The sequence below is a fragment of the Sorangium sp. So ce1014 genome (assembly GCF_051521505.1).
GTDB lineage: Bacteria > Myxococcota_A > Polyangia > Polyangiales > Polyangiaceae > Sorangium.
The window spans coordinates 10,861,220-10,888,191 of the sequence record NZ_CP150356.1; the positions used below are offsets into that span (position 1 = coordinate 10,861,220).

Here is a 26,972-nt window from a genome sequence, read left to right on the forward strand (position 1 = left end):
TTGCGCGGAGCGGCCGCCCCGGGGCGTGAAGCGGTACGCGAATTTGGCCGGCGAGCGCGCGGCCCACTAGCCTGCTCCCATGCGCCGCGCGTCACGATGGGTGCTCTCGGCGGTGATGGCCCTGACCACGCTCACGGCCTCGCCAGCGTCGGCCTTCGCCCGCGACACAAAGGTCGAGTGGAAGAGCGTCGACGTGACCGCAGGCGAAGGCCAGGCCCGGCGGGCGCGCTCGCTGCGCGGCATGCTCTCCAGCGCCGCGAAGAAGGCGGACTTCGGCAAGGCGCGCTCGGTCGTGCTGAGCGCGCGCGTCGTCGAGTTCACCTCGGCCACGCGGGGCGACGTCCACCGCGTGAGCTGCACCATCGTCGGCCGCGTCGTCGGCGGCCCCACCGCCCGCTCGCGCATCTCGTTCGGCGGCAGGCCGTCCGAGCGACAGGCGCTGGAGAAGCAGGTGCTCACGATGGTCGCCAACGGCGTCGTCGGCAGGCTCGCCTCGATCGTCCGCGCCCGCGCCGAGGCGCGCGACTGAGCCGACCGGCCCCGCGCGCGAGGTCGCGCCGCGCTCGACCTCCCCCGGGATCTGGATTACACGGCCCGCGCATCATGGAGCTGGACCGGATGGTGAGCGAGCTCTTCCAGGAGGAGGAGCTCGCCCGCGAGGTGGCGAGGAAGCTGATGGCGATGGCGCAGCGCTCCGCGGACGATGCGAGCGCCGAGCGCGGGAGCCTGCTCACGTTCCTCCGCGGTCCGATGGAGCGGCACATGCGCTACGAAGAGGCCGCGATCTTCCCCCATTTCCAGGCCCGCGGGCTCACCGAAGAGGTCCAGGTCGCGCTGAAACAGCACGCCGCCGTGCGCGAGGCGACCGAGGCGCTGGCGAGCGTCGCGCAGGCCGACGTCGCAAGGAGCATCGTCAATGTGGCCCGGCTGCTCCTGCACCATACAAATTTCGAGGGCGACTACATTTATCCAGAGCTCACCCGCGACGAGTGGCGCGAGCTGATGCAGGAAACCGTTCGTCAGGGGATCTGAGGTGGCACGCAGGAACTCGACACGGATGTTCCCCTCGACGTAGGCTTTTGCCGTCGTGTCTACCGCAGCAGGTCAGGTGCTGAGCGAGCGCTACCGCCTCATCCGACCCGTGGGGCAGGGCGCGCAAGCCTCGGTGTGGATCGCGGAGCACCTGGCGCTCGGCACCCAGGTCGCCGTCAAGCTCATCGATCCCGAGCTCGCGAAGCAGGAGGACGCGCGCGAGCGGTTCCGCCGCGAGGCGACGGCTGCAGCCCAGCTGCGCAGCACGCACGTCGTGCAGATCCTCGATCACGGCATCGAGGGGGAGCAGCCGTTCATCGTGATGGAGCTGCTCGAGGGCGAGGACCTCTTCGATCGGCTCGCGAGCCGGCGCCGCCTCTCGCTCCAGGAGACATCGAAGATCGTGACGCAGGTCGCGCGCGCGCTCACCCGCGCGCACGGGGCCGGCATCGTGCACCGCGACCTCAAGCCGGAGAATTTTTACCTCTGCGCGAACGAGGACGACGAGGTCGTCAAGATCCTCGACTTCGGCATCGCCAAGGTGGGGCACGGGAAGCGCGCCGCCCAGCGCACCACGGTCGGCACGCTCATGGGCACGCCGCACTACATGAGCCCGGAGCAGGTGAAGGGGCTCCAGGAGGTCGACCACCGCGCCGACCTCTGGGCGCTCGGCGTGATCGTCTACCAGTGCGTGACGGGCGAGCTCCCGTTCGACAGCGAGGGGGTCGGCGACCTGCTGATCAAGATCTCGCTCGGCGAGATCCCGGTCCCCTCGAGGGTGAACCCGGAGCTGCCGCCGAGCTTCGACGCGTGGTTCGCGCGCGCGTGCGACCGCGAGCCGGGACGGCGCTTCAGCAGCGCGCGAGATCTCGCGGAGTCGCTCGCCCGCATCGCCGAGCTGTCGACCGAGACGGCGAGCAGCCCGAGCTCGCCGCGGCCGCCGCCGATGCCGTCCCGCGCCTTGCCGACGCGCCCGCCGGCGGCCCCGCCGCGACCGGCGACGGGCTCGACGATCCCCAAGGCGCCGCCGCTTCCCCGGATGGCCGACCCCACAGGCGCCGCCTCGACGCGATCGCCCGAGCGACGGCCGAGCGAGCATGCCACGAACACGGCGGCTGCTCCGCTGTCGGTCAGGCCGAGCGCGCGGGTCCCCGCGCGGCCCAGCGAGCGACCTCCGTCGCCGCCGCAGCTCACCGCGCGGCCGCCGCTCAGCGAGCGCTCGCCGCTTTCGGCTCGGCCCGGCGAGCGGCCGCTGACGCCGTCGCGGCTCACCGAGCGGCCTCCCCCGGCGCCGCCGCGGCTCACCGAGCGGCCTCCTCCGGCGCCGCCGGGGCTCACCGCGCGGCCTCCTTCGGCGCCGCCGGGGCTCACCGCGCGGCCTCCTCCGGCGCCGCCGCGGGCCACCGAGCGGCCGCAGGTGTCGCCTCTGGCTCAGGTGAGCGAGCAGCCACCGGCCTCGTCCCACCGCGGCGAGCGGTCGCCGCTCAGCGAGCGCTCGCCGCTTTCGGCTCGGCCCGGCGAGCGGCCGCTGACGCCGCCGCGGCGCAGCGACAGCGCCTCGCAGAGGCCGCCGCTCTCCGCGCCCCCGAGCAACACGTCGCCCGGGACGGCGGACGGTGTCGAGGCCCCGTCAGGCTCGCTGGCGCGCAGCGAGATGCCCCGGGAGGCAGCCGACAGCGCGCCCTCGCTCCTCGACGTCGACATCGAGGAGTTTGAAGAGGACCCGATCGACACCGACGTGGACGAGCCCTGGATGGCGCCGGCCAACCCCGCGGCGCTCGGTCCACGAGCCGACGCGACGCCCGCCTCCGGGGAGCCCGCCGCCCACGCGCCGGCCGAGCCCGCTGCCCACGCGCCGGCCGAGCCCGCTGCCCACCCGTCGGCCGAGCCCGCTGCCCACCCGTCGGCCGAGCCCGCTGCCCACGCGCCGACCGAGCCCGCTGCCCACGCGTCGGCCGAGCCCGCTGCCCACGCGCCGGCCGAGCCCGCTGCCTACGCGCCGGCCGAGCCTGCAATGCCGACGCCCGAGAGCGGCGTGCCCCTCGCGCCGAGCGCGCCGGCGGAGCCGCCGCTCGCCGCGCAGACGCCGCGCGCGCTCTCGCCGCCGGAGGCCCATCCAGCGGCGTACGAGCGCGAGGCGCCGCCGAGCCACGAGCTGCCGGAGCAGCCCCGCGACGGCGCCGAACGAGCCGCCGGCGAGGCCGCTACAGCCGTGGCCGCCGCGCCCCCCGCCTCGCTGCGCGCGCCGCGTTCGCTCGATCAGCCGGTCGCGCCGGCCGCTGCCTCGCCGGATCGCGCCGTGCCCTCCGGCCAGACGCCGGAACACTGGATGAAGGCCTCCAGCGTGAGCGGGCTGGCGCATGAGGGCGAGCTTCCGGAGTTCGACCCTGGCTCGCGCCGGCGCCGGCGCGTTCGCTGGACAGCTATCGTGCTGGTCGCTGTCGCGGGCGTCGTCGCGTGGCAGGTCCTCCGCTCGCAGCGCCTGCCGCAGAGCACACCGGCAGCGGAGAGCGAGACCCCACCGCCCGCCGTCGCGACGGCGCCCGCGCCGCCGCAAGAGCCGGCGCCCCAGCCCAGCGCCACGGCGCCCGCCGCGTCGGCGGCCCCGACTGCGCAGCCTTCGGCCAGCGCCGCCGCGACGGCGCCGCCGCCGCGGAAGCGGCGCCCGCCGCCGCCGAAGAAGCCGCGGAAAGAGCCGGCCAAGGTGGACGACCTGACGATCGAGATCCCGACGCCGCCCCCGGAGCCGTCCGAGGAAGAGCGGACGTCACCGGCCGATTTGCCGCCCCCGGCCGCGCCGCCTCCCCAGGAAGAATCGGCCCCGCAGGCAGAGTGAAGAGCGGATTGAAACGACGGCATACCAGCAACACTCCGAGGCCTCCGGCGACTGGTTGAGGAAGGAGAGGGCTCGGCTGCTGGCACCATCCCGCGCGCTGCAGCATTTCCGCCGGTACACCGCCGGCAGCTTCCGCGCTGCCGGCCGATTTCCACGTCGAGGCGTGCGCTTACTTCAACCAGCTCCTCTTCCCGCCCAGGATCACATGCCGCTTGGCGGCGAGCTCGTAGAGCCCTGACTTGTAGGCATTGCCGCAGCCCAAGGTAGGCCACGGTGGTGGGGAACGGGGCTTGCGGGTCCGGGGGGCGGACCCATCTCGGCGAGCGTCATCCCGCCGTACTTCGCGTGTTTCACGGTGCGCTTGAGCGCGAAGTCGAAGAACATGAGATCTCCCGCGACCGTGTCCCACCCCATGCTGACCTGGGTATCCCAGGCCACGTGGGTCACCCCCATGCCCTTCAGGAGGTCCCAGACCTCGCGGGGCGCGCGCTGCCGACCATAGCTGATGCCGTACTGCCAGCCGTTCCAGTCCGACAGCGTCTCGGCGCCGATCCCGAGGTGGTTGTGGTTGTCGTGCAGCAGCACGCGCGCGCCCTCGGGGAGCGCGCGGGCGATGGACTGGAACGCCGGGTAGATGTCGAATTGCGCACGGCAGCCTGGATGGCGACGAGGGTGCAGAGGAACCCCACGAACTCCATGTGCGCGGCGAGCTCGACCTTGTCGAACAGGAGCCCGCGCGGCAAGGTGCTTCCAGCGCGAGTCGAACAGGACGTCGTGGGGCGTGAGGATGACGAAGTACACCATGCCCACGCCGAGTAGCCCGAGCGCGAGCACCCTGTAGGAGCCCGGCTACGCTCCTGAGGAAGACGAACTCGAGGACGCCGATGGCGAAGCTCGTGGCGAGCTGCTCCACGATCGGCAGGGAGCGGCCGACAACGAGCCTGAGCGTCAGGTGGCCCGCAGAGACGCAGGCGGCCGTCCACAGCCCGCAGAGGAGCCGGTAGCCGGCGTACCGCCAGAAGAGCCAGTGCTGAATGGGATAGAAACGATGGACGAAGCTGGCGAAGAAGGCGACGGCCCCGAGCAGGAGGGCGGCAGGGTGATCGGCCGGGCGCGCTCCCAGCGCTCACGCCTGCTTCCCGCGACTCTCAACGTGGGCGGGGCATCCATCAGCGCTTCGCAGACCGGGTGGGCTCGACCATGAGCCCGCTCCTGGCTCGCTGCGCGCCGGATGACCGCAGGAACGTGCCGTGCCGTCCCTGAGCAGGAATCCACGCCCCGGAGGGCTGCGCTGTCCGGGAGCGACGTCCCGCAGCCCGCCGCGCACCCTACCGCCCTAATTGAGCAGCTTCTTCGAGAGGTGCTTGACCGCCTCCTGTGCCGCATGTCGCAGCGCGAGCTCGACCGCCTTGGAGGACGTGTCGCCGCGCACGAGGATGGCGCAACTGTCTCCCTCGGCCTCGAACGATGCGAGGGGGAGCTCCGTCGCCGCCTCTGCAGCGCGGATCGGCACCTGCACAGCAAGCGAGCCGACCTCGAGCTCCACGAACCCCACCAGCTCCGACTTGGATAGGTTCTGCATGGTTCGAACGTGGGTCGTCCACAGGGGCTTAGCAAGGTCAGGTTTTTCCTGCTTGTCGGTGGGATTGAGCTCCACCTGGAGCGGCAGAACGCGGGCACGTCAAGCGCATCCGGTGGGCGCTGTCGGTGGCGGTGCGGTCGGCGTACGCGTGACGCGCAACGCGCGGCGTGCGACGCGGCGCGAGCCGGTCCGGGCGCCGCACCGCGACCGTCGCGCCCGCCGCGCTCGTCGCGCTCGTCGCGCTCTTCCGCACGGATGACCTCTCTCGCGTCAGTTCTTCAGGGATGTCAGCTGGTCGGCCATGATGCTGCGGTGGTTGCGGTAGACCTGGAGCACGATGGCCAGCGCGATCGCCGCCTCGCTCGCCGCGAGGACGATGATGAAGACCGTGAACACCTGGCCCGACACGCCGCCCGCGACGAAGTGCTCGAACGCAACGAAGTTCAGCGCGGCGGCGTTGAGGATGAGCTCGACGCCGAGGAGGATGCCCACCGCGTTCTTCCGCGTCATGACGGTGAACAGCCCGAGGCCGAAGAGCGCCGCGGCGACGCTGAGGTAATGGATGAGCCCGATCTCCTCCATCGCCTACTCCTTCTCCCAGGCGCGCCGGACGGCGCGGCGCGCGAGCACGACCGCGCCGATCATGGCGCCGAGCAGGATGATCGAGCCGAGCTCGAACGGGAGCAGGTACTCGCCAAGGAACGCATGCCCGAGCTTGGCCGTGGACGGCATCGCCGGCCTGGCCTCGGCGGGCCAGGGGGTCCGGGTCGCCACCCGGCCGAGCACGAGGAGCACTGCCGTGACCAGGACGAACGCCACGACGGGCCGGCCGCGCGGGTTCGAGACCTTCATCTCCGCGATGCGGCTCGTGAGCATCACGGCGAAGAGGATCAGGACGAGCGTGCCGCCGACGTAGACGAGCACCTGCGTCGCCGCGAGGAAATCGGCCGACAGCGTGACGTAGAGCCCCGCAATGCCGAGGAACGTGCCGAGCAGGGCCAGCGCGGAGTGGATGATGTTCCTGGAGAACGCCACGAACCCGGCGGAGCCGAGCGTCAGCGCCGCAAGCCCGAGGAAGACGAGTGCACTCAGGGAGGGCATGTGGTGAGGGCAGCGACGTTAGACCGCTGCCCATCGCCCTTCAAGGGCGACGCCCCCGCGATGCGCGACGCCCTCGCTCAGGCGCCCGCTCCGGCCTCCCCGCCCGCGGCCTCCCCGCCCGCGGCCTCCGCGCCCGCGGCCTCCGGTTCCTCGGCGCCCTTCTTCCGGGCGCGCTCCCGGCGCCAGATGGCGCGCAGCTCCTCCAGCGCGGCGGGGTTGTCGCGCATGGCGCGCTCGCGGGCCTCGCGGGCGTGAGGCCCGTACTCGCCGACAGGCACCTCGCCGAGGTCCTTCGGCGCCTTGTACAGCGGGACCAGCCCCTCGGGGATGAAGCGGAAGGTGAGGTGGTCGAGCGTCGGCGCCGCCCCCTCGAACTCGCGGGTATGCCGGATCGCGCCGGTCGACTCGTTCTTGCACGCCTCGACGCAGAGGCCGCAGTACATGCATTTGCCCATGTCGATGTCGAAGCGGCTCATCGCCTGCTTCTTCGTCGCCGGGTCCTTCTCCAGGTCGATCGCGATGCACTCGATGGGGCACGCGCGCTCGCAACGCTTGCAGCCGGTGCAGATGTCCATCTGCACCTCGAGGAAGCCGCGGTACCGCGGCGGGAGCATCTCGCTCACGGGCCGATCCGTCTTGTCGGGATACTGGACGGTGATGGGCTCCCGGAACAGATGGGAGAACGTGACCGCCATCCCTTCCAGGATGGTATTGGCCGCGCTGGAGATGCTCTTGATGTACTGGGCGAGATCCATGGCCGGTGCCTCTCCGGGACCTGACGCGCTCGGACATACCGCCCGAAGGAGCGAGGCGCCACGCCAAGCAGGCTAGCAGATCCCCCGCTCGCAGCGTCCGGCCCGCGCGACGCCATCCGCTCCGGGCTTCCGCCGACCGGCGCCGCATTGCGTCCACGGTCGCGTCCGACCGGCGCCGCGCCGGGCAGGAACCCGCGGAGAGGGTGGAGCGCGCGGAGGACCTGTCCTCTCCTGTTGACGCGCCCCCCGGGTGGCGATCATGGTCGTCTGATGACGCAGCTCCCCTTATCGGGAACGTTCACCGCCCTCGTCACGCCCTTCACGCCCGATGGCGAAGCCGTCGACTTCGAAGCGCTGGATGCGCTCGTCGAGGCGCAGATCGCGGGCGGCGTCAGCGGGCTCGTGCCGTGCGGGACCACGGGCGAGTCGCCGACCCTGAGCGAAGCGGAGACGACCGCGGTCATCCGGCGCGTCGTCGAGGCGGCGCACGGCCGCGTGCCGGTGATCGCGGGGACGGGCTCGTTCTCGACGAAGAAGACGATCGAGGCCTCGCGCGCCGCGCTCACCGCGGGCGCGGACGCCGTGATGATCGTGATGCCGTACTACAACAAGCCCTCGCAGGACGGGCTCCGCGAGCACGTGCTGGCCGTGGCCAGGGCCATTTCGGGGCCGATCGTGCTCTACAACATCCCGGGGCGAACGGGGGTCGATCTCTCCGCCGAGGCGACCGAGCGCATCTGCGCCGCCGCGCCGAACGTCGTCGCCATCAAGGACGCCACGGGCAACGTGCTCCGCTGCCAGGAGCTCGCGCGGCGCCTCGGCGACCGGCTCACGGTCCTGTGCGGCGACGACGCGCTGACGCTCGCGATGATGGCGCTCGGCGCGCAGGGCGTCATCAGCGTCACGTCGAACGTGCTGCCGCGCGAGACGAGCGTGGTGCCCCGGCGGTTCCTGGCCGGCGACCTCGCGGGCGCGCGGGCGGCTCACCTCGCGCTGCTGGAGCTGCACGGGCTCATGTTCCTCGAGCCGAACCCCTCCCCGGCCAAGGCCGTGCTGGCCGCCCTGGGCCGCATGAGCCCCGCCGTCCGGATGCCCCTCTCGCCGGCCGGCGAGGCGACACGGCAGCAGATCGTCGATGCGATGAAGCGGATCGAGGCGAGGCGCGAGGCGACGTGAAATCGAACGGCGATCATCGAGGCGTAACGATGGGCGCGCTGATGGAGGCTGCCCGGGAAGAAGAGGCCCGCATGCTGAAGGTCGCTGTCCACGGCGCGAGCGGCAAGATGGGGCAGGCGATCGTCCGGCTCGCCGCGAACGAGCGCGCGCAGATCGTGGGCGCGATCGTGTCGCGCGGCTCCTCCGGCATCGGCCGCGACGTCGGCGAGCTCGCGGGGACGGGCAACATCGGCGTCGCGATGAGCGACGACACAAGCGCCGGGCTGCTCGGCGCGGACGTGGTCATCGACTTCTCGCGACCCGAGGCGCTCCCCCGGCTCCTGCACCTCGCGATGCGGGCCAAGGTCGCCGTGGTCAGCGGCACGACGCGGCTCGACAGCACGTGCGAGCGGCTCCTCGACGAGACGGCGCAGCACGTCCCGGTCCTCTGGTCGCCGAACACGAGCATCGGCATCCACGTGCTCGCGGAGATCGCGGCGAGCGCGGCGCGCCGGCTCGGGCCCGGCTACGACGTCGAGATCGTCGAGGTGCACCATCGCGCCAAGGTGGACGCCCCGAGCGGCACGGCCGTGCGGCTCGCCGACGCGGTGCGCGCGGCCCGCGGCGGGGCCGGCGAGGCGGCCACGGCGCTCGCCGACGTGCACGGCCGCGAGGGCAACGCCGGTCCCCGGAAGGCGAACGAGCTCGGGATCTTCGCCGTGCGCGGCGGAGACGTCATCGGCGACCACACGGTCCACCTGCTCGGCCCCGGCGAGCGCATCGAGCTCACGCACCGCGCCACGAACCGCGACCTCTTCGCGCGCGGCGCGCTGCGCGCGGCGTGGCACCTGCACGGCAAGCCGCCAGGCCGGTACACGATGGCCGACGTGATCGAAGGCTGACGGCGGAGCTGCCGGGGCGCCGCCGGGCCGACGACCGGCGATCGGTGCTCCGGCGCGCCGCGCGGACAGCCACAAGGTGGTCAGCAGCGTTTCGCCGCACTAGGCTGCCGCGCTCGTATGGAGACGCTCGCTGCGCGGATCGCGCGTGCCGGTCCTTTGCCGGACCGAGACGCGGTGGGCTGGGTCGTCCGTCTGGCCAAGCGGATCGAGAGCCTGCACGCGCGCGGGACCGTGCACGGCAGCCTGTCGGCTGCGTGCGTGATCATGGAGGACGAGCCATGCGCGTCGCGGGGGTGGCTCTCCGATCCGCTCGCGACGCCGGTCTTCGTGAGCTACCGCTCGCCGGAGCGCGCCGCGGGCGAGGGGCCGTCGCGCCGGGACGACACGTGGGCGCTCGCGATCACGCTGTACGTGGCGCTCTCGGGGACGCTCCCCTTCCCTGCCGAGAGCGACCGGGAGCTCCGCCGCAAGCAGAGCGCCGGCGCCGCGCCGCGGGTGACGCCGCGGGGCGGCGCCGGCGACGCGCTGTGGCGCGTCCTCGAGCAGGCGCTCGCGCGCGACGCGGAGCAACGGATCGTCGAGGTGGCAGCGCTCCGTCGCGCGCTGGAGGCGGCGCGGCCGAGCGACGGGCTGGGGGAGCTGCCGCCGCTCGATGAGCACGCGGTCGTGGAGCCGGCGAGGACCGTGCCGGCGCCGCGCCCGTCGAACAGCGGCATGCGGGGCGCGTCGAGCTCGCAGCCGCCGCTTCGCAGGAGCTCGCCGCCGCGCGAGAGCTCGCCGCCGCGCGGGAGCTCGCCGCCGCGCGGGAGCTCCAGCTCGCAGCCGCCGCGCGGGAGCTCGCCGCCGCGCGGGAGCTCCAGCTCGCAGCCGCCGCGCGGGAGCTCGCCGCCGCGCGGGAGCTCGCCGCCGCGCGGGAGCTCCAGCTCGCAGCCGCCGCGCGGGAGCTCGCTGCCGCCTACCAGCGCGAGCTCCACGGGGCGCCGGACCCCGGTGCCGCTCCACGGGCTCTCGGCCCTGGGGCTCCGGTCGACGGTCCGCACGCCGACCACCCCGGTTCCCGAGGCGCCAGACCGCGCCTCGAAGGCGCCGGCGGCCTCGCCTGCCGCATCACCGGGGCACGCCGGCGCCCCGAGGGCGGACACCCCCCACCGCCCGCCCGGCGCGGCTGTTCCGCCCGCACCGCCGGAGCAACCGGCCCTCCCGACCGCACCGCCGGAGCAGTCATCCTTCCCGCCCGCGCACGCGGAACAGCCACCCCGACCGACCGCAGCGGCGGAGCCGTCGCCCCTTGCGCACGCACTGACGGAGCCGTCGCCCCTTGCGCACGCACTGACGGAGCCGTCGCCCCTCCCGCCCGCGCACGCGGAACGACCGCCTCTCTCGCCCGCACCGGCGCCGCCCGCCGACGGAGACGAACCGGAGAGCCTGCGTCCTGGCCGCGATCGGCTCGCGCCCGTCGACGACGAGTTGCTGCCTGATCCGTCCGCGCTGAGGACCGACGGCGCCGTTGCGCACGTCGGCGTGCCCGATGCGCCGCGCGCCCCGGCATTCCCTCCAGGCGCGCGCCGCAAGGCGCCCTCCGCGGCGCGCCGGGTGGCCGCGCTGGCCCTGTGCGCCGTGGCCTTCGCGGGCGCCATTGCGGCGGCCTGGTCCTGGCTGCGCCACCGCGATGCCACGCCGCCGCAGCCGTCCCTTGCAGCCCTGCCTGCCGGATCGGACGCCGCTCCCGCCGCCTGCGCCGCCCCCGCCGCGCCGAGCGCCCCGGCAGCCGAGGGCGCGGGCGATGCGGCCATGGACGACGCGACCGCGACGGCGCCAGATCCGGTGGACGCCGGCGCGGCGAGCGCAGCGGCGGATGCTGCAGTCACGGCGGACTTCGCGGCTTGCGCGATGCCGCTCTTCCCGAGCAAGAGCGTCGACGCCGCGACCGCAGGCCAGCTGTCGTTCCTTTGCACCGAGGTCGACCCGATGAAGGGCGTCGCGGCGCTCAAGGGCCAGCTCGTCAGCGCCGCCGGGGCCGACGGTGTCTCGGACGCGACGAAGGAATGGGCCGTGCTTGGCTGGTACGACATGGCGACCCTCGCCACCCTGCGCGCCCGCTGCTGTCACGCCCCGCCCCCCCTCGAGCTGCCGCGCGCGCCGGAGGGCTGCCTCCCGCTCGACAAGGCGCTGAACGACCTCGGCGCGGCCGTCGCGTCGGCGTCTGCGCCGGACGATCGGGCGGTCGCGAAGGCGTCCCGGCGGTACACGCGGGCAGCCCAGTGCGTCGTGCGCGTCGGCGCTGCGACCTGGTACGGGCGCAAGAACAAGCCGAACGGAGGAGAGGCGAGCGCCTTCAAGAAGGTGCTCGCGCGCGCTCTCCGGCGCGCGGCTCAGGACCGCTGAGCCGCGCACGTCACGGCGAGGCGCGTAAGGCGCGCGAGGCGCGGTCGGAGCAGGCGGGCCGCGCGTGGCCAGGCGACTCGCCACGCGCGCAGCGCTGCCCGATCTATCGACCGCCTCGCCGGACGGGCGGTTCTGGGCTAGCGTCCGCGGTCCCATGTCCAACGAAGCGAGCGATCTCCTGCTCGAAATCGGCGTCGAGGAGCTCCCCTCGTCGTTTGTCGAGGCCGCGCTCCGCGCGCTCCCGGATCTCGCGACGAAGCGCCTCGCGGAGCTCCGGCTCCGCCACGGCGCGATGCGCGCGCTCGGCACCCCGCGGCGGCTCGCGCTGCTCATCTCCGGGATCGCGGCGCGCCAGCCCGACCTCGAGGAGGAGGTCACCGGCCCGCCGGTCAAGGCGGCCTTCAAGGACGGCGCCCCCACGAAGGCGGCGGAGGCGTTCGCGCAGAAGCTCGGTTGCGCGGTCGCCGATCTGCGTCGCGTCCAGGGGCCGAAGGGCGAGTACCTCGCGGGCACGCGGCGCGAGGCCGGTAAGCCCGCGGCCGAGCTCCTCCCGGAGGTCCTGACGTCGCTCATCGCGGCGATTCCCTTCCGCAAGTCGATGCGCTGGGGGAAGGGTGAGTTCGCGTTCGGCCGCCCCATCCAGTGGCTTGTCGCGCTCTCCGGCGCCGAGGTCATCCCCGTCGAGATCGCCGGCGTCCGCAGCGGGCGCGCGAGCCGCGGCCACCGCTTCCTCGCGCCGGGCGAGATCACGCTCGGCGCGGCCAGGGACTACGTCGAGGCGATGCGCGCGGCGCACGTGCTCGTCGACCCCGGCGAGCGCGCGCGCCTGATGCGCGAGCGCCTGCTCGCCGCGGCGCGGGACGCCGGCGGGGTGCTGATCGAGGACGACTTCCTCATCGGCGAGAACCTGTCCCTCGTGGAGGAGCCGCACGTCATCGTCGGCAGCTTCGAGGAGCGGTTCCTCGAGCTGCCGGAGCGGGTGATCCTCGAGGTCGCGCGCGGGCACCAGCGCTACTTCGGCGTCCGCGACGCGAAGACGGGCGCGCTGCTCCCGAGGTACCTGGCGGTCGTCAACACCGCGGAGGCGCCCGAGAAGATCAAGAGCGGCAACGACAAGACGATGCGCGCGCGCCTCTCGGACGCGCAGTTCTTCTACCGGGAGGACGTCAAGCTCCCGCTCGCGAGCCGCCGCGAGAAGCTCGGCGGGATCGTGTTCCAGAAGCGACTCGGCAGCGTGCTCGCGAAGGCCGAGCGCGTCGAGCGGCTCGCCCGCGAGCTCGGCCTGCTGCTGATGCTGCCCGAGCCGACGCTCATGGCGGCCGCCTCGGGCGCGCACCTCGCGAAGTGCGATCTCGTCGCGCTGATGGTGGGCGAGTTCCCCGAGCTCCAGGGCGAGATGGGCCGCGCCTACGCGCTGGCCCAGGGCGTCAGCCCCGACGTCGCCGACGTCATCCGCGATCACTACCTGCCGAAGGGCGCCGCGGACGCGACCGCGCCGACGCACGCCGGCGCGCTGGTCGCGATCGCCGATCGGCTCGACACGCTCGTCGGCTGCTTCGCGGTCGGGCTCATCCCCACGAGCACGGCCGACCCGTACGGGCTACGCCGCGCCTGCCTCGGCGTGCTGCGCACGCTCCTGGATCGCGACCTCGATCTGCGCCTCGGCGCCGCGTTCAGCGCCGCGTACGACGGCTACGCCGGCGTGAAGCTCGACGTCGCGCGCGAGGAGCTCGCGGCGCGCCTCGGCGAGTTCTTCGCCGAGCGGCTGCGGGGCCTGCTCTCCGACCGGCTCCCGCAGGACGCGGTCCTCGCGTGTCTCCGCGTCGCCGCGGATCGCCCGCTCGATCTCCGGGCGCGCGTGCGCGCGATCGACGCGCTCAGCCCCGAGACCCGCGCCCGGGTCGGCGAGGTGTTCAAGCGGGCGACCAACATCGCCGACAAGGCGCCGCCCGGCGAGCCGGTCGCGCCGTTCGGCAACGAGGTGCACCCGAGCGAGACGGCGCTCTTCGCGGGCTATCTCAAGCTGCGCGAGCAGATCGCCTCTGACGTCCAGAGCGGCGCGTACGACGCTGCGTTCAAGGCGGTGGCGGACTTCGCGCCGCTGCTCCACCAGTACTTCATCGACGTGTTCGTGATGACCGACGACGCGGCCGTGCGGGACAACCGCCTGCGGCTGATGCGCGCCCTGTCGGAGACCTGCGGGAGCCTGGCGAGGCTGGAGCTGCTCGGCGAGGCGCCGCGCGCGGCGTCGTGACGGGACCGGCGCGGGGTGTGATGACCAGCGCGCCGTCGTAGCAAGCCCGGCTCACGGGCGAGTGTCTCCAGCACATGCTGGCATCCGTGCCCGGCGTGCCGTGGTGCTCGTCAGACGGGCCTAGCCGCCGTCGGCTTCGTCCACCTCGCGGGACGCCGCCTTGGCGGCCGGCCAGTAGATCGACACCGGCAGCGCCGCCGCGTACACGAGCAGGCTGAGCGCCACGAGCGCGTTGTAGAGGCGCACGCGCGGCCGGAACCACAGCGCGACCGCGACGAGGTAGGGGATCGCGTAGGCGACGTAGAGGAACTTGATGCTCGAGTTCTTCCCCGGGAGGAGCCCGGCGCCGCTCTGCCAGTAGAGGTACAGCGCGATGCCGCCCACCGCCATCGCCACCGTGGCCGTCCGCGGGGACACCCACTCCCGCTCTCGCACCGCATGGACGAGCGATCTCCCCACCCCGACGAGGAAGCCGATCACCAGGAAGAGCGTGAGCGGGAGCGCCACGACGAGCAGCGCCCGCTTCTCCCAGAGCTTGCCGTCCGGGTTCCTCGTCCCCGAGAAATAGAGCCAGTGATCTCCCCACGTCTCCGAGTAGAAGATCGTGAAGAAGGTGTTCGCCATCGGGTTATGAGAGGGCTTCTCCTTCCCCGTCAGCTTCCGGTTCGGGGTCTCGAGGAGCTTCGAGTAATAGAAGGTCGTGTAGTACTCGCCGAAGTCGAAGCCCTTCTTGAGCGGTTGATAGGGCGCCACGTAGCTGTCGTTATACGCGTTCATCAGGTGGCCAGTGCGCGCGTAGCGGTACGCGTACCAGCCGCTCGACATCGCCCCGATGAGGAGCGTCACCGCCGCGGCGCGGCCGAGGAAGCTCGCCGAGAAGAACCGGCGCCCGGCGTTGCGGAGCGCCTCCCAGAGGTTCAGCGCCCAGGTCACGAGCACCGGCACCACCGCGAACGGCCGCGTCATGCCCGCGAGCCCCGACAGGAGGCCGAGCAACAGCGAGGACCACAGAGGCACCTTCGGCTGCCGCGCCATCCATAGCCAGAACGCGAACGACGCCGCGGACAGCGCCATCAGGAGATTGTCCGGGTGCACCATGGCCGCGGACTTCTGGTACCCAGGGAGCGACAGGAGAACGATGCCGGCGATCGTCGCGGCCCTCGGATCAGGCAGCATGCGCGGGAAGATGAAGAACACCCACGCCACGTAGAACACCGCCAGGTACCCCACGTTCGTGCAGCGGAGCTGAGCCATGAGATCGTCGACCTTCGCGGTCGGGCTCACGCTCGGCAGGACCGGCAGGTAATACAGCGGCGGATTGTAGGCCATCTTGCCCATCTCTAGGCCGGCGCTCTTCGCCCGCCACGCGTGGTGGCGATGGTCGTAGCTTCCGCGCGTCGGGAACGCGGCCGCGTTCCAGACCGAGATCGCGAGCTTCAGAACGAGCAGCAGGACGAGGAACGCGCGTGCGCTCCTCCGCGGAATGAGCTCGTACGGCACGGCCCTTCTCCTCGTCGCTCGGCCTCGTGGTGGGGGCGATGGCTCAGGCCGCGTCCCGCGACCGGTAGTCGATGATCCAGTAGACCGAGAGCGGCCCACCGAGGGGGATCCTGGACGTGCGCACGACCTCGAAGCCGCTCTGGCGGATCTCCGCGTCGATCCGGCTCGCGTCGCTGTGATGATAGTGGCCAGAGAAGCCCGCCAGCTTGCGGCCGAGCCGGTAGACGGCGTTCTCGGTCGGCAGGCTGACCAGCATGTGCCCGCCCCGAGCGAGCCGCGTCCGGAGCCATTCGAGCGTGTCCCCGAGGGGCTCGATGTGCTCCAGCACCTCCCCGGCGAGGAGGATATCGATGCTCCCGGGCTCGATCTGCGCGCGCGCCTCGTCGGGCGTGAGCAGCGTGACCCGATCGAGCCCGCGGCGCTCGACGAGGATCTTCGCCGCGCCGAGCACCATGTCGACGCCGTAAATCCTCTCGGCGAAGCGGCTCGCCCGCTCGAACTGCACGCCGCACCCGCAGCCAAAATCGAGGACGCGCGGGCGTGAAGGGCCGTTCCGGGCCGCCCTGTCCAGGAAGGCCCCGAGGGCGTGGACCCGCCACCACGCCATCGATCGCAGGAGCGGGTTCTTGTGGCGATAGCTCGGGATCGCCATCTCGGCCGCGTCGTCGGGCGACAGGGCCCGCTCCATCTCTCCCAGCAAGTCGTTCGGTATCGTTCCGATGCTGATCATGAGTCCTCGTTGCGCTGGAGGTGCCTGCGCATGAGATAGAGCTGCTTGTCCTGCACCATGCGGAGCCGCGCCACCATGAGCGCGATCTGGCCGAGGGCGAAGATCATCAGCGCGAGCCCGAAGAAGAACGCAGACACGAAGCCTGCCCAGATGTGGGGCGTGAATACGCCCGCCGTGATCCGGTGCCAGATGAAGAAGCCGCCGATCCCGAGCGAGCTCAGGAGCAGCACGAACGAGACGGTGTTGAAGATCGAGCCAGGGCGGTAGTCGCGGAGGCAGCTCCAGATGATGCCGCTGGTGCGGAACGCATACCGGAACAGGTTCGATGCGACGCGCGACGTCCCGTGCTCGCGGACGCCGCGCACGGCGAGCGGTATCTCGTAGAGCCGCAGCCCCTTCTGGGCCAGGACGAGGAACGTCTCCTGCGTGTAGGTGAATTTGCCGGTGAGCACGAGCTGGAGCATCGCCTCGCGCGAATAGGCGCGGAAACCGCACGACACGTCGGCGAAGCGCCTGCCGGCCAGCGTGCTGATGAGCCACGACATGCCCCGGTTGCCGAGCTTCTTCGTGAGCGGCATCTCCGGGATGAGCGCCGCATGCAGGAAACGGGAGGCGCTCACGAAATCCGTCTCTCTCGCGAGGATCGGCCGGATGAGGGTCGGGATCTGCCCCGGATCGAACTGTCCGTCCGAGTCGATGTTCACCGCGATGTCGACGCGACGGCGCAGCGCCTCGTCGAGGCCGCTCTGGAGCGCGGCGCCGACCCCGAGGTTGATGCCGTGGGAGATCACCGAGGCGCCCACGGCGCGCGCGAGCGCCGCGGTGTCGTCCGTGGAGCCGTCGTCGATCACCAGGATCTCGACCGACGCGACACCCTCGATCGACCGCGGGATACTGCCGATGACAGACTGGACGGTCGCGGCCTCGTTGAGCGCGGGGAGCATGACGAGGAGGCGCGGCAGCCGCACCGGCACCGCCGCCGCGCGGGGCTGGGCGACGGTGTCGACGGGGGCTGGGCGGGTGTTGTCGCGAATCGATTGTTCGAGCATCGGTGAAAACCTGGAAATTTTGCTGCGAGCGACGGGCGGGGAAATCACGGCGTCTCAGGCGGGCGGAGTCTACTCCAGGCTCGGTTTGCGTTCTAGGCCGAAAGGGGGCGGATCGAGCTGCCAGGCAATGAAGCCGAGCAGCACGATAAAGAGATACAGCACCGCGAAGACCAGCAGACCGAATCCGACGCCGCTCGCGGCCGTGTATCCGAGCAGCGGGAACACAAGCGCATAGATGAGCTCGCGGACACCCAGCCCGGAGATCGAGATTGGCAACAGGCCGAGCAGGCTCGCGATCGCGAGCAGGCACCCGACGTCGTAGAACGAGATCCCCATGCCGAGCGCCCGGGCGAGCAGGAAGCCCTGGAAGAAGTTGATGCAGAACGCGAGCAAGGTGAGGGGGAGCGCGGCCCAGAGCCCCCGGACGGCCGCGCCGCGCAGCGCCTGCAGGAACAGGGAGAACCCGGTCTCCGCGCCGGCGCCGCGCGCGAGCTTCGCGTAAAGGCGCGAGGCGACGGCCTCCGCGATCCCGGGGATGAGGAAGAGCAGCGGCCCGAGCACCGTCAGCGCCATCGTGATCCACGTGAGGTACGCGAGCTGCCCGGCGAAGACCTCGCGAAACCGCACGATCGCGAGGGCGACGAAGGCCGCGAGCACGTAGAGATCGCAGAGGCGATCCACGACGACGGAGGCGACGCCCTCGGCGTAGGGCACGCCGTGGTCGCGCCGGAGGTACTGCACCCGCAGCACGTCGCCGACGCGGCCCGGCGTCAGCATTCCGGCGTACGAGGACGCGAGGAAGCTCGCCCACGCGCTCTTCACCGGGTACTCGATGCCGCGCGCCCGCAGGAGCACGGTCCACCGAAGCACCTTCACGTGCACCGAGGCGAAGTTCAGCACGATCGCGGCGGCGAGGTGCCACCCGAGGGCGGACGACAGCAGCTCGAGCACGGCCGCGCGGTCCTTCATCCGGAGGAACACGACGAGCAGCAGCACAGGGCCGACGAGGCGGAGCAACGTCCGGATCGCGAGCGGCCCCCGGCGCGCCGGTGGTGCCGAGCGTGTCATGGCCGCGCGATTACCATGATCGCGCGACGTGCGCGAGGTGGTCGTCTCGATCGGGGCTGCCACGCTGGAGCGGCGCTCACCCCGCTCCAGGGATGTCAAGGCGAAACGGCCGGGCCCTCCCCGGGCGACGGAGCGTCGCGGATGGGCTCCGCCGCGCCTCCGGGGGGAGCGACGTCCTGGGGCGACTCCGCGGCGGCATCGCCGCATCGGCGGTGCAATATCCGCACGGGATCGAGCAGCAGGACGAGGCCCAGGGCGGTGCCGGCAAACGCCATGAAGTAGCTGGGCTCACCGGCCCACAACTTCTTCACGAGGATCAGAAGGTACAGATAGAGCGTGGCCACGCTGAGCAGGGACGCCATGAGGACTCCCGCCTTCGGAAGCACGGGGGTCTTTACCGAGTGCAGCCCGATCGCCAGGATCAACATAGGCACCCAGAGCACGGGAAAGTAATAGCGCGCGGTGATATTGCCGCCCCGGCTGTAGAACTCGAAGATGGGCAATGTCACGCACAGGAAGGCGAGGAGCGAGATGGCGAGCCCCACGGCCCGGGGATCGCGCCACAGATTCCAGCGAAGATGCCGCCGCGCGTGGAAGATCGCCTTGGCGAACCCGACGAGCGCGAGCAGGGAGAAGCAGCGCGCCACATAGACCGTGGCTCCCTTCACCGTCTTCCCGGCGGCCAGGCGCGCCCACAGGTGATCGTGCAGCGTGAGCCATTGGTCGAAGGAGAAGATGTAATAGATGGCCGGCTTGCGCGCGCGGCGATGCAGGATGTCGAAGAGCTCTTTCCCGCCGGTCAGGTCCCCATAGAGCCGATAATTGCGAAAGTAGAACCAGCCCGAGGTGAGGACCACAGCCCCGAGGATCGCGCCGCAAGCGAGCGCGCCCCGTCCAAGGCGCCGCCCCGCGCTGCCCTGCTCGTACAAGAGGGGCGTCACGAACACCGCGAGCAAGGCGGGCGCGAGGACGAGCAGGCTGGCGAAGCGCGTCAGACAGGCGATGGACGCCCAGATCGCGGCGGCGAGCAGCCGGCCTCGCGACAGGCCGTTCACCAGGACGCCGAACGCGGCGTGGAGCAGCCCTCCCGCGGCGAGGAAGGCGAGGGCGTCGTTGTGGACCAGCGCGCACACGTTCACGAACGCCGGCATGACGGCCGTGAGCGCCGTGGTGGTCAGCGCGAGCGCTGGGTACCCTGGCAAGAGCAGCCGCACGATGCGAAACACATAGACCAGCCCTGCCGCCGCCAGGGCCAGCGTGATGAGCCGGGACAGCTGGAGCGCCGTGGTCATGTGGTTCGTGACGCTGCCCCAGCGGAGGGGCGGGCCGACCATCAGGTAATAAAGAGGGGGGTGGTTCGCCGCCGCGACGATGTTGCTCCTGCGCAGAGGAGCAATCCCCAGCTTCTTGTGAGGCAGCGGCTCGGAGACCTCCGGCATCCTGCCCTCGGCGAGCAGCAGCGCATAGGCAGCGTGCCGCGGCTCGTCGAGCGGGCGGAACGGCGGGATGACGAACACGTTGAGCGCGCCGAACGTCAAGAAGACGAGCAAGATCCCACAGAGCCCCAGCTTCAGCGGGCTGTCTCCGATCCGTGTCCCGGCCAGGCGAGCAAGGAACGACCTGAGCGTTCGGGGGTGCAATTGCATCGTGAATCTCGGAGTCAGGAGAGGCGCTCAGGCCGGCTGGCCTGCTCGTGCGCCTGGGTTGTGCTGCGCAAGCCGGGGGACAAGCGGCGGCAGGAGACACAAAACGATTCGTGAATGTCAAGGCGAAACAGGCGGGATCCGCGGCCTCGGCGCCCGCTGTCCGCCCCTGTCCGTGGCGCCCTCGGCCGTTTGCGGAGGACGCGACGCTATGCGATGAACGCGATGAACGCGCGAGCGCCAATCACGACGTGGCTCGTCGACGACACGGTCTTCGTGAAGCAGGGCAAGCGCTCGGTCGGCGTCAATCGGCCAGGTTTCGCGACACCGGGCGCGTGGCCCCGCCCGGAGCGCCGCGCACGGCTTCCGGCGCCGGACGTCCACGCTCGCGTGGAGCGCCACCCACGCAGGGCGCGGCACCCGCCGCGTGCAGCGGAGCTTCCGGTGCGGGACGCCGGCGCGCGCGAGCTCCGCCGAGGCCCGGTCGCCCTACGGCTCGAGCAGAGCCCAGGCCACGGCGATCTCAGGCGGCAAAGCCGCCGTCGACGGCGACCGTCGCGCCCGTGATGAAGCGCCCGCTCTCCCCGGCGAGGTGAGCGACCGTGGCAGCGATATCGTCCGCGGTGCCGTATTGGCCGATGGCGAGCAGGCTCCGCTGCTGGTCTGCGCCTGGGCCGTCGGCCGGGTTCATGTCCGTGTCGATCGGGCCCGGCTGGACGAGGTTGGCGGTGATGCCGCGCGACCCGAGATCGCGGGCGAGGCCCTTGGTGAGGCCCACCAGCGCCGCCTTGCTCATCGAATACAGGGTGGTGCCCGGCCCCGGCACCCGATCGGCAAGGCAGCTGCCGATGCTGATGATCCGCCCGCCCGCCCCCATCGTCCGCGCCGCAGCCTGGGAGGCGATGAAGACCGCCCGCACATGGATCGCCAGCGTCCGGTCCACCTGCTCGAGCGTCACGGCCTCGAGCGGCCCCATGAGCGCGATGCCAGCGTTATTGACGAGGATGTCGAGCCGCCCGAGCTCGGCCACCGTCCGCTCGACGGCGCGAGCGACCTGCGCCGGATCCGCGCTGTCCGCCGCGATCGCCAGCCCCCGCCGGCCAGCCGCCTCGACCTCGGCGAGCGCCCCGCGCCCTCCGTCCGCAGCGCTCACATACGTCAGCGCCACATCCGCCCCGTCCCGCGCCAGCCGCTTGACGATCGCCGCGCCAATCCCGCGGCTGCCTCCGGTCACCAGCGCCACCTTGCCAGCAAGCTCCAGCATGTCTACCTCATTTCTGTGTCGATCAGCACAGAACGTATACGTCGCCGGGTGAGCGGGCGTCAACGGATTTATTTATCGATCGGCACAGAAAGGTCCGCGTGATGGCCAGACGGGGGCGCCCGCGCGGTTTCGATCGGGCCGCCGCCTTGCGGCGGGCGATGGAGGTGTTCTGGGAGCGCGGCTACGAGGGCACGTCGCTCAGCGATCTCACGGCCGCGATGGGCATCAGCTCGCCGAGCCTTTACGCCGCCTTCGGCTGCAAGGAGGCGCTGTTTCGCGAGGCGGTGGCGCTCTACAACGAGGTCGAGGGCGCGGCGGCGAGCCGCGCGCTCCGCGACGAGCCGACAGCGCGCAGGGCCGTCGAGGCGATGCTGCGCAGCAACGTGGAGGCGTACGCGCACCCGGAGAAGCCGAGCGGCTGCATGATCGTGCTCGCCGCGACGCTCGGCACGCCGGAGAGCGAGGGCGTGCGCGGCCACCTCGCCGCGTGCCGGCGGGGCGCGCTCGACGAGCTCCGCAGGCGGCTGGAGCGCGGCGTCTGCGAGGGCGAGCTGCCGCCGGGCACCGACACGGCGGCGCTCGCCGCCTTCTACACCACGGTGCTCCAGGGCCTCTCCATCCAGGCCCGCGACGGCGCCTCGCGCGAGGCCCTGGAGGCGATCGTCGACTGCGCCATGGCCGCCTGGGGCACGCTGGCGCGGCCGCGCGCCGCGGTCTGAGCGGGCCGCCTGCGGCCTGCCGCAGGCCGAACTCCAGGCGCCCCGCCCGCGCACCACGACCTGGACGCCGGCGGGCCGCTTCGTGCCCTCCGCGCGCCGACGTGCTCGGCCCGTGTGACGTGGCTCGGGCGACGGTATTTCCGCGGCACGTGAGCCGCCAGTCCGGCGCTAGCCTGCACGCGGATCACGCGGTCGACGAGGGCGGTGAAGCCCTCCTCGAAAACGGCTTGACACGGCGCGGCACGCTCGGGTGTCCTCGCTGGTCCTGTCATGCGCCTGATCAATGCCACAGCGGTCCCCGCCAAGCTGGTGACGGCGCGCCTGTTCGGCGCGACCCACCGCATCGGCATGGTGATGGCCAAGGCGACGTTCCGTATCGGGCCGAGGGGGACGGAGCTCGACACGCAGGATCCCTGGCCGCTCCTCGACGAGGATCGCGTGACGGAGCTCGGCATCGTGCCGCGCGACGACCTGCCGCGGCGCGACGACGCCTTCGAGGTCCTCGTGCTCGGCGCGGCGCACGCGCCCGACGGCGAGCCGGTCGAGCAAATGAAGGTGTCCCTCGCGGTCGGCGGCGAGCGGCGCGAGCTCCTGGTCTCCGGAGATCGCGCCTGGGAGGGCGGCGTCGGCCCGCGGATCGGCGCGCCGGCGCCGTTCACGCGGATGCCCCTGACCCACGAGCGCGCGTTCGGGGGAACGGTGGAGGTCGAGGTCGACCGCGAGGCGTTCGTCGAGGCGATGGACGCCCGCAACCGCGGCGGGCGCGGCTTCGATCCCGCGCCCGCCGTGAGATCGCTCGCGGAGATGCTGAAGCCGCCCGAGGGGTACCCGCGCCACGACGCGCTCCGGCGGCTGCCCAACATCGAGGATCCCGAGGCGCGGATCAGGCTCCCGGAGGACGCGCCCGATCCTGTGTACTGGGGGGCGGTTCCGGTCGACTCCGCCATCCAGGCGGCGCGCACCGTGGCGCCGCCGAGCCCGGGATCCGCGCCGGGGCTGCCAGAGTTCATCGACGGCGCATATCACCGGGCGCACCCGCGATGGGTCATCGCGCTGCCGGAGGCGAGGTGCAGGGTGATCCTGGCCGGGTTGACGCCAGGGAAGGAGCCTGTGTCCTTCGCGCTCCCAGCGGTCCGGGTCTTCGTCGACTACGTGTCGGGGCTCCGCACCGGGACGCGCGAGCTGCGGCCCCACGCGCTCGTCCTGCTCCCCGAGGAGCGGCGCTTCTATCTCGTGTTCCGCCACGCCTTCACCTACGAATACCCCAGCGCGGAGCGCTCGATGCGCCTGCGCGTCGAGCGGGGCGGCTGGTACGCGCCGCCCGGCCGAGGAGGATGAGCGATGCGCGTCCCCGTCCCGGTCACCCGGTCGAACGACCTCAGCGCGGGCTCCTCGAGCCACCTGTTCCTGCCCATCCCGCCCGCGCCGCCGCCGACGATCGTCCCGGCGATCGAGGTCCCGATCCCGCACGGGTGGCCGTTCGGGGAGAGCGCCGGGAAGGTCCAGAAGACGACCACCGTGTTCGTCAACGGCAAGAACGTGGTGCTCGATCAGCACGACTGCGGGCCTCTCATCCCGCAGATCACGATCCCGCCGGCGAACTCGTTCTTGCCGATGCAGCTCCTCCAGTCGAAGCGCGCGGTCATCGTGACCTGCTTCTCGGTCCGGATGAACGGGAAGACGACCGCTTGCACGAGCCACTGGCCGCCGCTCCCGCTGCTCACCTGCGGCCAGCCGATGTCGATGCCGGCGACCTTCACGTTCACCAACCCGTGCATGAACGTCCACGTCGGCATGTCAGGGACCGACCTGATCGGCGGGATCATGCGGACAGCCGCCACGATGGCCATCGAGCGCTACTACTTCAGGACGCCCGGGGTGAGCCTGACGGCGCTGAAGGAGTCCCAAAAGAGCTTCGCTGGAGCCGCCGCGAGCCTCCTCGCGAGCGTCGTTCAACACGCGCTCGATCCGCGGTATCCGATGCGCGTCGACGCCACGGTGAAGGGTCCCTTCGGCACCGAGATCAAGATGAGTGTCTCTACGGAATCTGCGGACCTGCGCAATAACCCACAGAAGATCTCGATCAGCATCGAGAGGAAGTGGGAAGATCCACTCAAGAGCAGCGCGGCCAGCATCGGCGCCTCCGGCGAGTACACCTTCAACGCCGGCGGCGACGCGACCAAGGAGGGGCCCAAGGGTCAGATCGGCATCGCCACGACGGCTCCTGGCCTCGGCAGCAAGGTGACTGGCGGCGGCGAGTACCACCCCGACGCTCCCGAAGGACAGCGTGGCAAGGCAACGTACAAGCAAGAAACGGCGACGCCCTTCAGCTCGGAGTCGGTGCAGAACGACTACAACCCCGGAGCCCCCGACGGACGAAGGAGGTCGAGCCAAACCGAGACGGTGGCAAAGACCTGGAGCGGCGATCGGCGGACGACCACGGTGAACAACCCCGACGGAACCAGGACGACCACGGTCGTCGAGAACAGCGACGGCAAGGTCACCTTGACGACCCGTAGAGAGCCGGGTGAATCCATGGCGCCTCCGGAGCCGGCTGGCCGCGGCAGCCCGCCTCGCGGGGTGGACACAGCGGCCTCCGAGATCTGGGGTCCTCCGCTGTGAGCGCCGAACGCACCCCCGCGCGCGAGGCCTATGACGCCGTCCTCGAGCTCGGCCCCTGGGAGGGGGTTCGACCGACGGCGTACGTGCTGGTGAAGAAGACGTTCACGATCGCCGGGCGGAGATGCGTGCTCGCGCCGCCGCGACCTCTGCTCAACGATCCTCGGGACGAGCGGCTCGCCCCGCGCCTCCCCGCCGGCGTCGATTTCTGGCCCAGCAAGGCGGCGACCGACTTCGTCGTCCGCGGCGCCGCGCACGCGCCCGGCGGCCGGCCGACGGCGCAGACGCTCGTGGAGGCCGCCATCGGCGCCACGTCGAAGCGCATCGCCGTCTTCGGCCGGCGAGAGATCCGCTGGACCGCGGGAGGTAGGCCGGTCATCGATGACCCGGAGCCGTTCACCGTCATGCCGGTGATCTGGGAGCTCGCCTACGGCGGCACCGATACGCGCGTGGAGCTCCGGGGCGAGGTGTCCTTGTCGCAGCTCGCGCTGGCGTCGATGGGCGCGGATCACCCGGGCACCTACCCGCGGAATCCGCTCGGCAAGGGCTACCTCGTCGATCCCGCGCCGCTCCATGGAGCCGAGATGCCGAACCTCGAAGACCCGCTCGATCGGCTCACGCCCGAGCGGCTCGTGACCGGCGACCCGGCGCTCTGGTACCGGCAGCCGCTCCCCGCGTGCTTCGACTTCGTGCCTCCGCTCGCGTTCCCCCGTCACCTCGGCTTCGGGCCCTCGGTCGAGCCGTGGTTCCCCGCGCCGGACGACGAGCGCTTGCCCGAGGTGCGCCTCGGCGCTCTCCCGGCAGGGTACCGTGCTGCGCGCGAGCCCGGGGTCTCGCCCCGGCTGTTCCAGGAGGCGCCGGAGGGCTTCGTGCTCGACGCGGTGCGCGGCGACGAGGTGATCCGCGTCGACGGCATGCACGCGGAGCGGCCCTCTATCGAGTTCACATTGCCCGGCTCACCATCGATCGAGTTCACGCTGGAGGGCCGCCGCGTGCCCGCCGCCCCCCGCACCCATACGATCGTCGTCGAGCCCGCTCTCGAGCGCGTCTCGCTCGTCTACGGGGCCACGGTGGATCTACCGCGCACCTTCATCCCGGGCATCCACAAGTACATCCCGGTCGCCGTGACGATCGACGGCGATCGGCCCATCGAGTACCAGCCGCCGCCCACGCACCGCGCGAGGACGCCTGCGACGGTCGCCCGCGGAGGCCGACCGTGATCCACCGCGCAGCCCCCTCCTCGCTCCTCGATGACATCGCCTGGAACCGCGCGGGACGGCTCTCCGCGGCGCAACGAGCCTCGCTCCAAAATGTCCTATCCGTCAACCCGAATGAACAGATGGCGTGGCTGTTCTCCACGATACTCGTTGGCGTCGCCGTGCTCATCGTGGTGCAGAGGCGTGGGAGCCAGGGCCTCTTCGGTTGGGGCATGTGCGCGCTCCTCGCAGCGGGCGGCCTTCTAGCGGCGTGGATGCCCGTGCGCCGCATCTGGCGCCGCGCCCGTGTCCGTGCTGACATCGCCGCCGGCGACGTCGCCATGTTTCCCGGTCGTGTCGTCTGGCGCGCGCGCCGCTTCTACGGCCACTACGTGATGGAGCCGGTGGACGGGTCGGCGCCGGTCCGTGCCGCCGCGGCGCCGCTCCCGCCCGGACCGTACCGCGGCTATCTCCTCCCTCGCTCCAGACTGCTGATCGCTGCCGAATCGACCGTCGTTCCAGGGGGCACCTGGTCCGTCTCGCTCGGTGTCCGCGACGTGGAAGAAGGGGTCTTCGCCGGACGCCCTGGCCGAACCGGGCTCGCGTATCCTTTCTCCATGGCGCCGCACGTTGGCGACCGCATCGAGCTGTTCCGCGCGCTCGCCGGCGCGCTCAGATTCAACGCCGAGGATCTCGGACACAACCGCCGAGGGAGGATGTCCTTGCGACAGGTGGGGCACCGCCTCACTTCGCACCTCATCTTCTTCGCCCCGTTCGTATTCTTTGGGACACTTCATCTGGTCACGTCCTCCACCGAACACGATGGCCATTTTTCGGTCCACGCACAGGTCATCCTGATCGCCACCCTCTATTACCTCTGGAGCATCCGCGACGTCTTCACGCCGCGCGTGCTCACCGTGGACGGTGAGGTCGTGCGACACGTCTGGACTATACAGAGCTCCAGCGATTCGGCGCAGTCGACACATATTTATTATTTCGTCGTCCAGAATCAAAAATTCATGGTGAAGAAACAAGCCTATCGCGCCCTGGTGCCCCACCTGCCTTACCGGCTCTACTTCACCAAGCACACGCGTACCGTGCTGAGCGTCGATCCCCTGGACACGTCATCGACCCACCCCCGCGGCGCCTCGCTCCCTGGAGCGGCCTGGAAGGCAACGTGAC

At 71.6% G+C, this 26,972-nt stretch carries 24 protein-coding genes; 12 read left to right on the plus strand and 12 right to left on the minus strand.

The window, feature by feature from the left end:
• Positions 1 to 79: 79 nt before the first annotated feature.
• The 3 genes from WME75_RS41230 to WME75_RS41240 all read left to right on the plus strand — a co-directional run bounded on the left by WME75_RS41230 (position 80) and on the right by WME75_RS41240 (position 3,868).
• On the plus strand, positions 80 to 529 hold the full coding sequence (locus WME75_RS41230) for a hypothetical protein (protein ID WP_437482536.1): 450 nt from the start codon (positions 80 to 82) through the stop codon (positions 527 to 529).
• Between the two features lie 89 nt (positions 530 to 618).
• Entirely contained in the window at positions 619 to 1,032 is a 414-nt protein-coding gene (locus WME75_RS41235; RefSeq protein WP_437482538.1) for a hemerythrin domain-containing protein, read from the plus strand.
• A 55-nt stretch (positions 1,033 to 1,087) separates the two neighbouring features.
• The gene (locus WME75_RS41240; RefSeq protein ID WP_437482540.1) at positions 1,088 to 3,868 is read left to right on the plus strand and encodes a protein kinase domain-containing protein; all 2,781 of its coding nucleotides are present in this window, start codon (positions 1,088 to 1,090) and stop codon (positions 3,866 to 3,868) included.
• A gap of 201 nt (positions 3,869 to 4,069) precedes the next feature.
• On the opposite strand, the gene WME75_RS41245 is transcribed toward WME75_RS41240, so the two are convergent.
• The 5 genes from WME75_RS41245 to WME75_RS41265 form a co-directional block, all read right to left on the minus strand.
• Entirely contained in the window at positions 4,070 to 4,672 is a 603-nt protein-coding gene (locus WME75_RS41245; RefSeq protein WP_437482542.1) for a hypothetical protein, read from the minus strand.
• A gap of 532 nt (positions 4,673 to 5,204) precedes the next feature.
• A complete protein-coding gene (locus WME75_RS41250) occupies positions 5,205 to 5,450 on the minus strand; it encodes a hypothetical protein (RefSeq protein ID WP_437482544.1) in 246 nt (81 codons plus the stop codon).
• 270 nt (positions 5,451 to 5,720) lie between these two features.
• Entirely contained in the window at positions 5,721 to 6,032 is a 312-nt protein-coding gene (gene nuoK, locus WME75_RS41255; protein ID WP_437482545.1) for an NADH-quinone oxidoreductase subunit NuoK, read from the minus strand.
• 3 nt (positions 6,033 to 6,035) lie between these two features.
• Positions 6,036 to 6,551 (minus strand): NADH-quinone oxidoreductase subunit J family protein, encoded by a 516-nt coding sequence (locus WME75_RS41260; RefSeq protein ID WP_437482547.1) that lies wholly within the window; start codon positions 6,549 to 6,551, stop codon positions 6,036 to 6,038.
• Between the two features lie 77 nt (positions 6,552 to 6,628).
• The gene (locus WME75_RS41265) at positions 6,629 to 7,306 is read right to left on the minus strand and encodes a NuoI/complex I 23 kDa subunit family protein (protein WP_437482549.1); all 678 of its coding nucleotides are present in this window, start codon (positions 7,304 to 7,306) and stop codon (positions 6,629 to 6,631) included.
• A gap of 270 nt (positions 7,307 to 7,576) precedes the next feature.
• On the opposite strand from WME75_RS41265, the gene dapA reads away from it, so the two are divergent.
• Together dapA and dapB are read left to right on the plus strand one after the other, a co-directional pair.
• Complete coding sequence (gene dapA, locus WME75_RS41270; protein ID WP_437482551.1) at positions 7,577 to 8,482, plus strand: 4-hydroxy-tetrahydrodipicolinate synthase; 906 nt, start codon at positions 7,577 to 7,579, stop codon at positions 8,480 to 8,482.
• Positions 8,483 to 8,553: 71 nt separating this feature from the next.
• Positions 8,554 to 9,363 (plus strand): 4-hydroxy-tetrahydrodipicolinate reductase, encoded by an 810-nt coding sequence (gene dapB, locus WME75_RS41275; protein WP_437482553.1) that lies wholly within the window; start codon positions 8,554 to 8,556, stop codon positions 9,361 to 9,363.
• A 332-nt stretch (positions 9,364 to 9,695) separates the two neighbouring features.
• Here dapB and WME75_RS41280 read toward each other — a convergent pair whose 3' ends face one another.
• Positions 9,696 to 10,505: a hypothetical protein gene (locus WME75_RS41280; protein WP_437482555.1), complete on the minus strand. Its 810-nt coding sequence runs from the start codon at positions 10,503 to 10,505 to the stop codon at positions 9,696 to 9,698.
• 325 nt (positions 10,506 to 10,830) lie between these two features.
• Between WME75_RS41280 and WME75_RS41285 the strand changes: the two genes are divergently transcribed.
• Complete coding sequence (locus WME75_RS41285; protein ID WP_437482556.1) at positions 10,831 to 11,748, plus strand: hypothetical protein; 918 nt, start codon at positions 10,831 to 10,833, stop codon at positions 11,746 to 11,748.
• Positions 11,749 to 11,902: 154 nt separating this feature from the next.
• The gene (glyS, locus tag WME75_RS41290) at positions 11,903 to 14,002 is read left to right on the plus strand and encodes a glycine--tRNA ligase subunit beta (protein ID WP_437482558.1); all 2,100 of its coding nucleotides are present in this window, start codon (positions 11,903 to 11,905) and stop codon (positions 14,000 to 14,002) included.
• Between the two features lie 120 nt (positions 14,003 to 14,122).
• Here the strand turns inward: glyS and WME75_RS41295 are convergent, their stop codons facing one another.
• From WME75_RS41295 to WME75_RS41320, 6 genes are all read right to left on the minus strand, one after another.
• Complete coding sequence (locus tag WME75_RS41295; protein ID WP_437482560.1) at positions 14,123 to 15,502, minus strand: hypothetical protein; 1,380 nt, start codon at positions 15,500 to 15,502, stop codon at positions 14,123 to 14,125.
• A gap of 43 nt (positions 15,503 to 15,545) precedes the next feature.
• Complete coding sequence (locus tag WME75_RS41300; RefSeq protein ID WP_437482562.1) at positions 15,546 to 16,232, minus strand: class I SAM-dependent methyltransferase; 687 nt, start codon at positions 16,230 to 16,232, stop codon at positions 15,546 to 15,548.
• Positions 16,229 to 17,281: a glycosyltransferase family 2 protein gene (locus tag WME75_RS41305; RefSeq protein ID WP_437482564.1), complete on the minus strand. Its 1,053-nt coding sequence runs from the start codon at positions 17,279 to 17,281 to the stop codon at positions 16,229 to 16,231. Before WME75_RS41305 ends, WME75_RS41300 begins: the two co-directional genes overlap by 4 nt.
• Positions 17,282 to 17,350: 69 nt before the next feature.
• Positions 17,351 to 18,349: a lysylphosphatidylglycerol synthase transmembrane domain-containing protein gene (locus WME75_RS41310; RefSeq protein WP_437482566.1), complete on the minus strand. Its 999-nt coding sequence runs from the start codon at positions 18,347 to 18,349 to the stop codon at positions 17,351 to 17,353.
• A gap of 95 nt (positions 18,350 to 18,444) precedes the next feature.
• Positions 18,445 to 19,995 carry a hypothetical protein gene (locus tag WME75_RS41315; RefSeq protein WP_437482568.1) on the minus strand — a complete coding sequence of 517 codons (1,551 nt, stop codon included), beginning with the start codon at positions 19,993 to 19,995 and terminating at the stop codon, positions 18,445 to 18,447.
• Between the two features lie 520 nt (positions 19,996 to 20,515).
• Positions 20,516 to 21,256: a 3-oxoacyl-ACP reductase family protein gene (locus tag WME75_RS41320; protein WP_437482570.1), complete on the minus strand. Its 741-nt coding sequence runs from the start codon at positions 21,254 to 21,256 to the stop codon at positions 20,516 to 20,518.
• A gap of 101 nt (positions 21,257 to 21,357) precedes the next feature.
• Here WME75_RS41320 and WME75_RS41325 point away from each other — a divergent pair, with 101 nt between their 5' ends.
• From WME75_RS41325 to WME75_RS41345, 5 genes are all read left to right on the plus strand, one after another.
• Positions 21,358 to 21,975, plus strand: coding sequence for a TetR/AcrR family transcriptional regulator (locus WME75_RS41325; RefSeq protein WP_437482572.1), 618 nt, complete (start codon positions 21,358 to 21,360; stop codon positions 21,973 to 21,975).
• Positions 21,976 to 22,245: 270 nt separating this feature from the next.
• Positions 22,246 to 23,313, plus strand: coding sequence for a DUF2169 family type VI secretion system accessory protein (locus WME75_RS41330; RefSeq protein WP_437482573.1), 1,068 nt, complete (start codon positions 22,246 to 22,248; stop codon positions 23,311 to 23,313).
• A 3-nt stretch (positions 23,314 to 23,316) separates the two neighbouring features.
• A complete protein-coding gene (locus tag WME75_RS41335) occupies positions 23,317 to 24,597 on the plus strand; it encodes a hypothetical protein (protein WP_437482575.1) in 1,281 nt (426 codons plus the stop codon).
• Complete coding sequence (locus WME75_RS41340; RefSeq protein WP_437482577.1) at positions 24,594 to 25,814, plus strand: DUF2169 family type VI secretion system accessory protein; 1,221 nt, start codon at positions 24,594 to 24,596, stop codon at positions 25,812 to 25,814. The genes WME75_RS41335 and WME75_RS41340 overlap by 4 nt, the downstream gene beginning before the upstream one ends.
• Entirely contained in the window at positions 25,811 to 26,971 is a 1,161-nt protein-coding gene (locus WME75_RS41345) for a hypothetical protein (RefSeq protein WP_437482579.1), read from the plus strand. Before WME75_RS41340 ends, WME75_RS41345 begins: the two co-directional genes overlap by 4 nt.
• The last annotated feature ends 1 nt before the right edge of the window (position 26,972 follow it).

Coding starts and splice junctions, on each gene's coding strand:
- WME75_RS41335 (WP_437482575.1), top strand. CDS start 23,317: ATGCGCGTCCCCGTCCCGGTCACCCGGTCGAACGACCTCAGCGCGGGC.
- WME75_RS41245 (WP_437482542.1), bottom strand. CDS start 4,672: ATGGTGTACTTCGTCATCCTCACGCCCCACGACGTCCTGTTCGACTCG.
- WME75_RS41265 (WP_437482549.1), bottom strand. CDS start 7,306: ATGGATCTCGCCCAGTACATCAAGAGCATCTCCAGCGCGGCCAATACC.
- dapA (WP_437482551.1), top strand. CDS start 7,577: ATGACGCAGCTCCCCTTATCGGGAACGTTCACCGCCCTCGTCACGCCC.
- dapB (WP_437482553.1), top strand. CDS start 8,554: ATGCTGAAGGTCGCTGTCCACGGCGCGAGCGGCAAGATGGGGCAGGCG.
- WME75_RS41260 (WP_437482547.1), bottom strand. CDS start 6,551: ATGCCCTCCCTGAGTGCACTCGTCTTCCTCGGGCTTGCGGCGCTGACG.
- glyS (WP_437482558.1), top strand. CDS start 11,903: ATGTCCAACGAAGCGAGCGATCTCCTGCTCGAAATCGGCGTCGAGGAG.
- WME75_RS41230 (WP_437482536.1), top strand. CDS start 80: ATGCGCCGCGCGTCACGATGGGTGCTCTCGGCGGTGATGGCCCTGACC.
- WME75_RS41315 (WP_437482568.1), bottom strand. CDS start 19,995: ATGCAATTGCACCCCCGAACGCTCAGGTCGTTCCTTGCTCGCCTGGCC.
- WME75_RS41300 (WP_437482562.1), bottom strand. CDS start 16,232: ATGATCAGCATCGGAACGATACCGAACGACTTGCTGGGAGAGATGGAG.
- WME75_RS41235 (WP_437482538.1), top strand. CDS start 619: ATGGTGAGCGAGCTCTTCCAGGAGGAGGAGCTCGCCCGCGAGGTGGCG.
- WME75_RS41305 (WP_437482564.1), bottom strand. CDS start 17,281: ATGCTCGAACAATCGATTCGCGACAACACCCGCCCAGCCCCCGTCGAC.
- WME75_RS41330 (WP_437482573.1), top strand. CDS start 22,246: ATGCGCCTGATCAATGCCACAGCGGTCCCCGCCAAGCTGGTGACGGCG.
- WME75_RS41320 (WP_437482570.1), bottom strand. CDS start 21,256: ATGCTGGAGCTTGCTGGCAAGGTGGCGCTGGTGACCGGAGGCAGCCGC.
- WME75_RS41310 (WP_437482566.1), bottom strand. CDS start 18,349: ATGACACGCTCGGCACCACCGGCGCGCCGGGGGCCGCTCGCGATCCGG.
- nuoK (WP_437482545.1), bottom strand. CDS start 6,032: ATGGAGGAGATCGGGCTCATCCATTACCTCAGCGTCGCCGCGGCGCTC.
- WME75_RS41325 (WP_437482572.1), top strand. CDS start 21,358: ATGGCCAGACGGGGGCGCCCGCGCGGTTTCGATCGGGCCGCCGCCTTG.
- WME75_RS41250 (WP_437482544.1), bottom strand. CDS start 5,450: ATGCAGAACCTATCCAAGTCGGAGCTGGTGGGGTTCGTGGAGCTCGAG.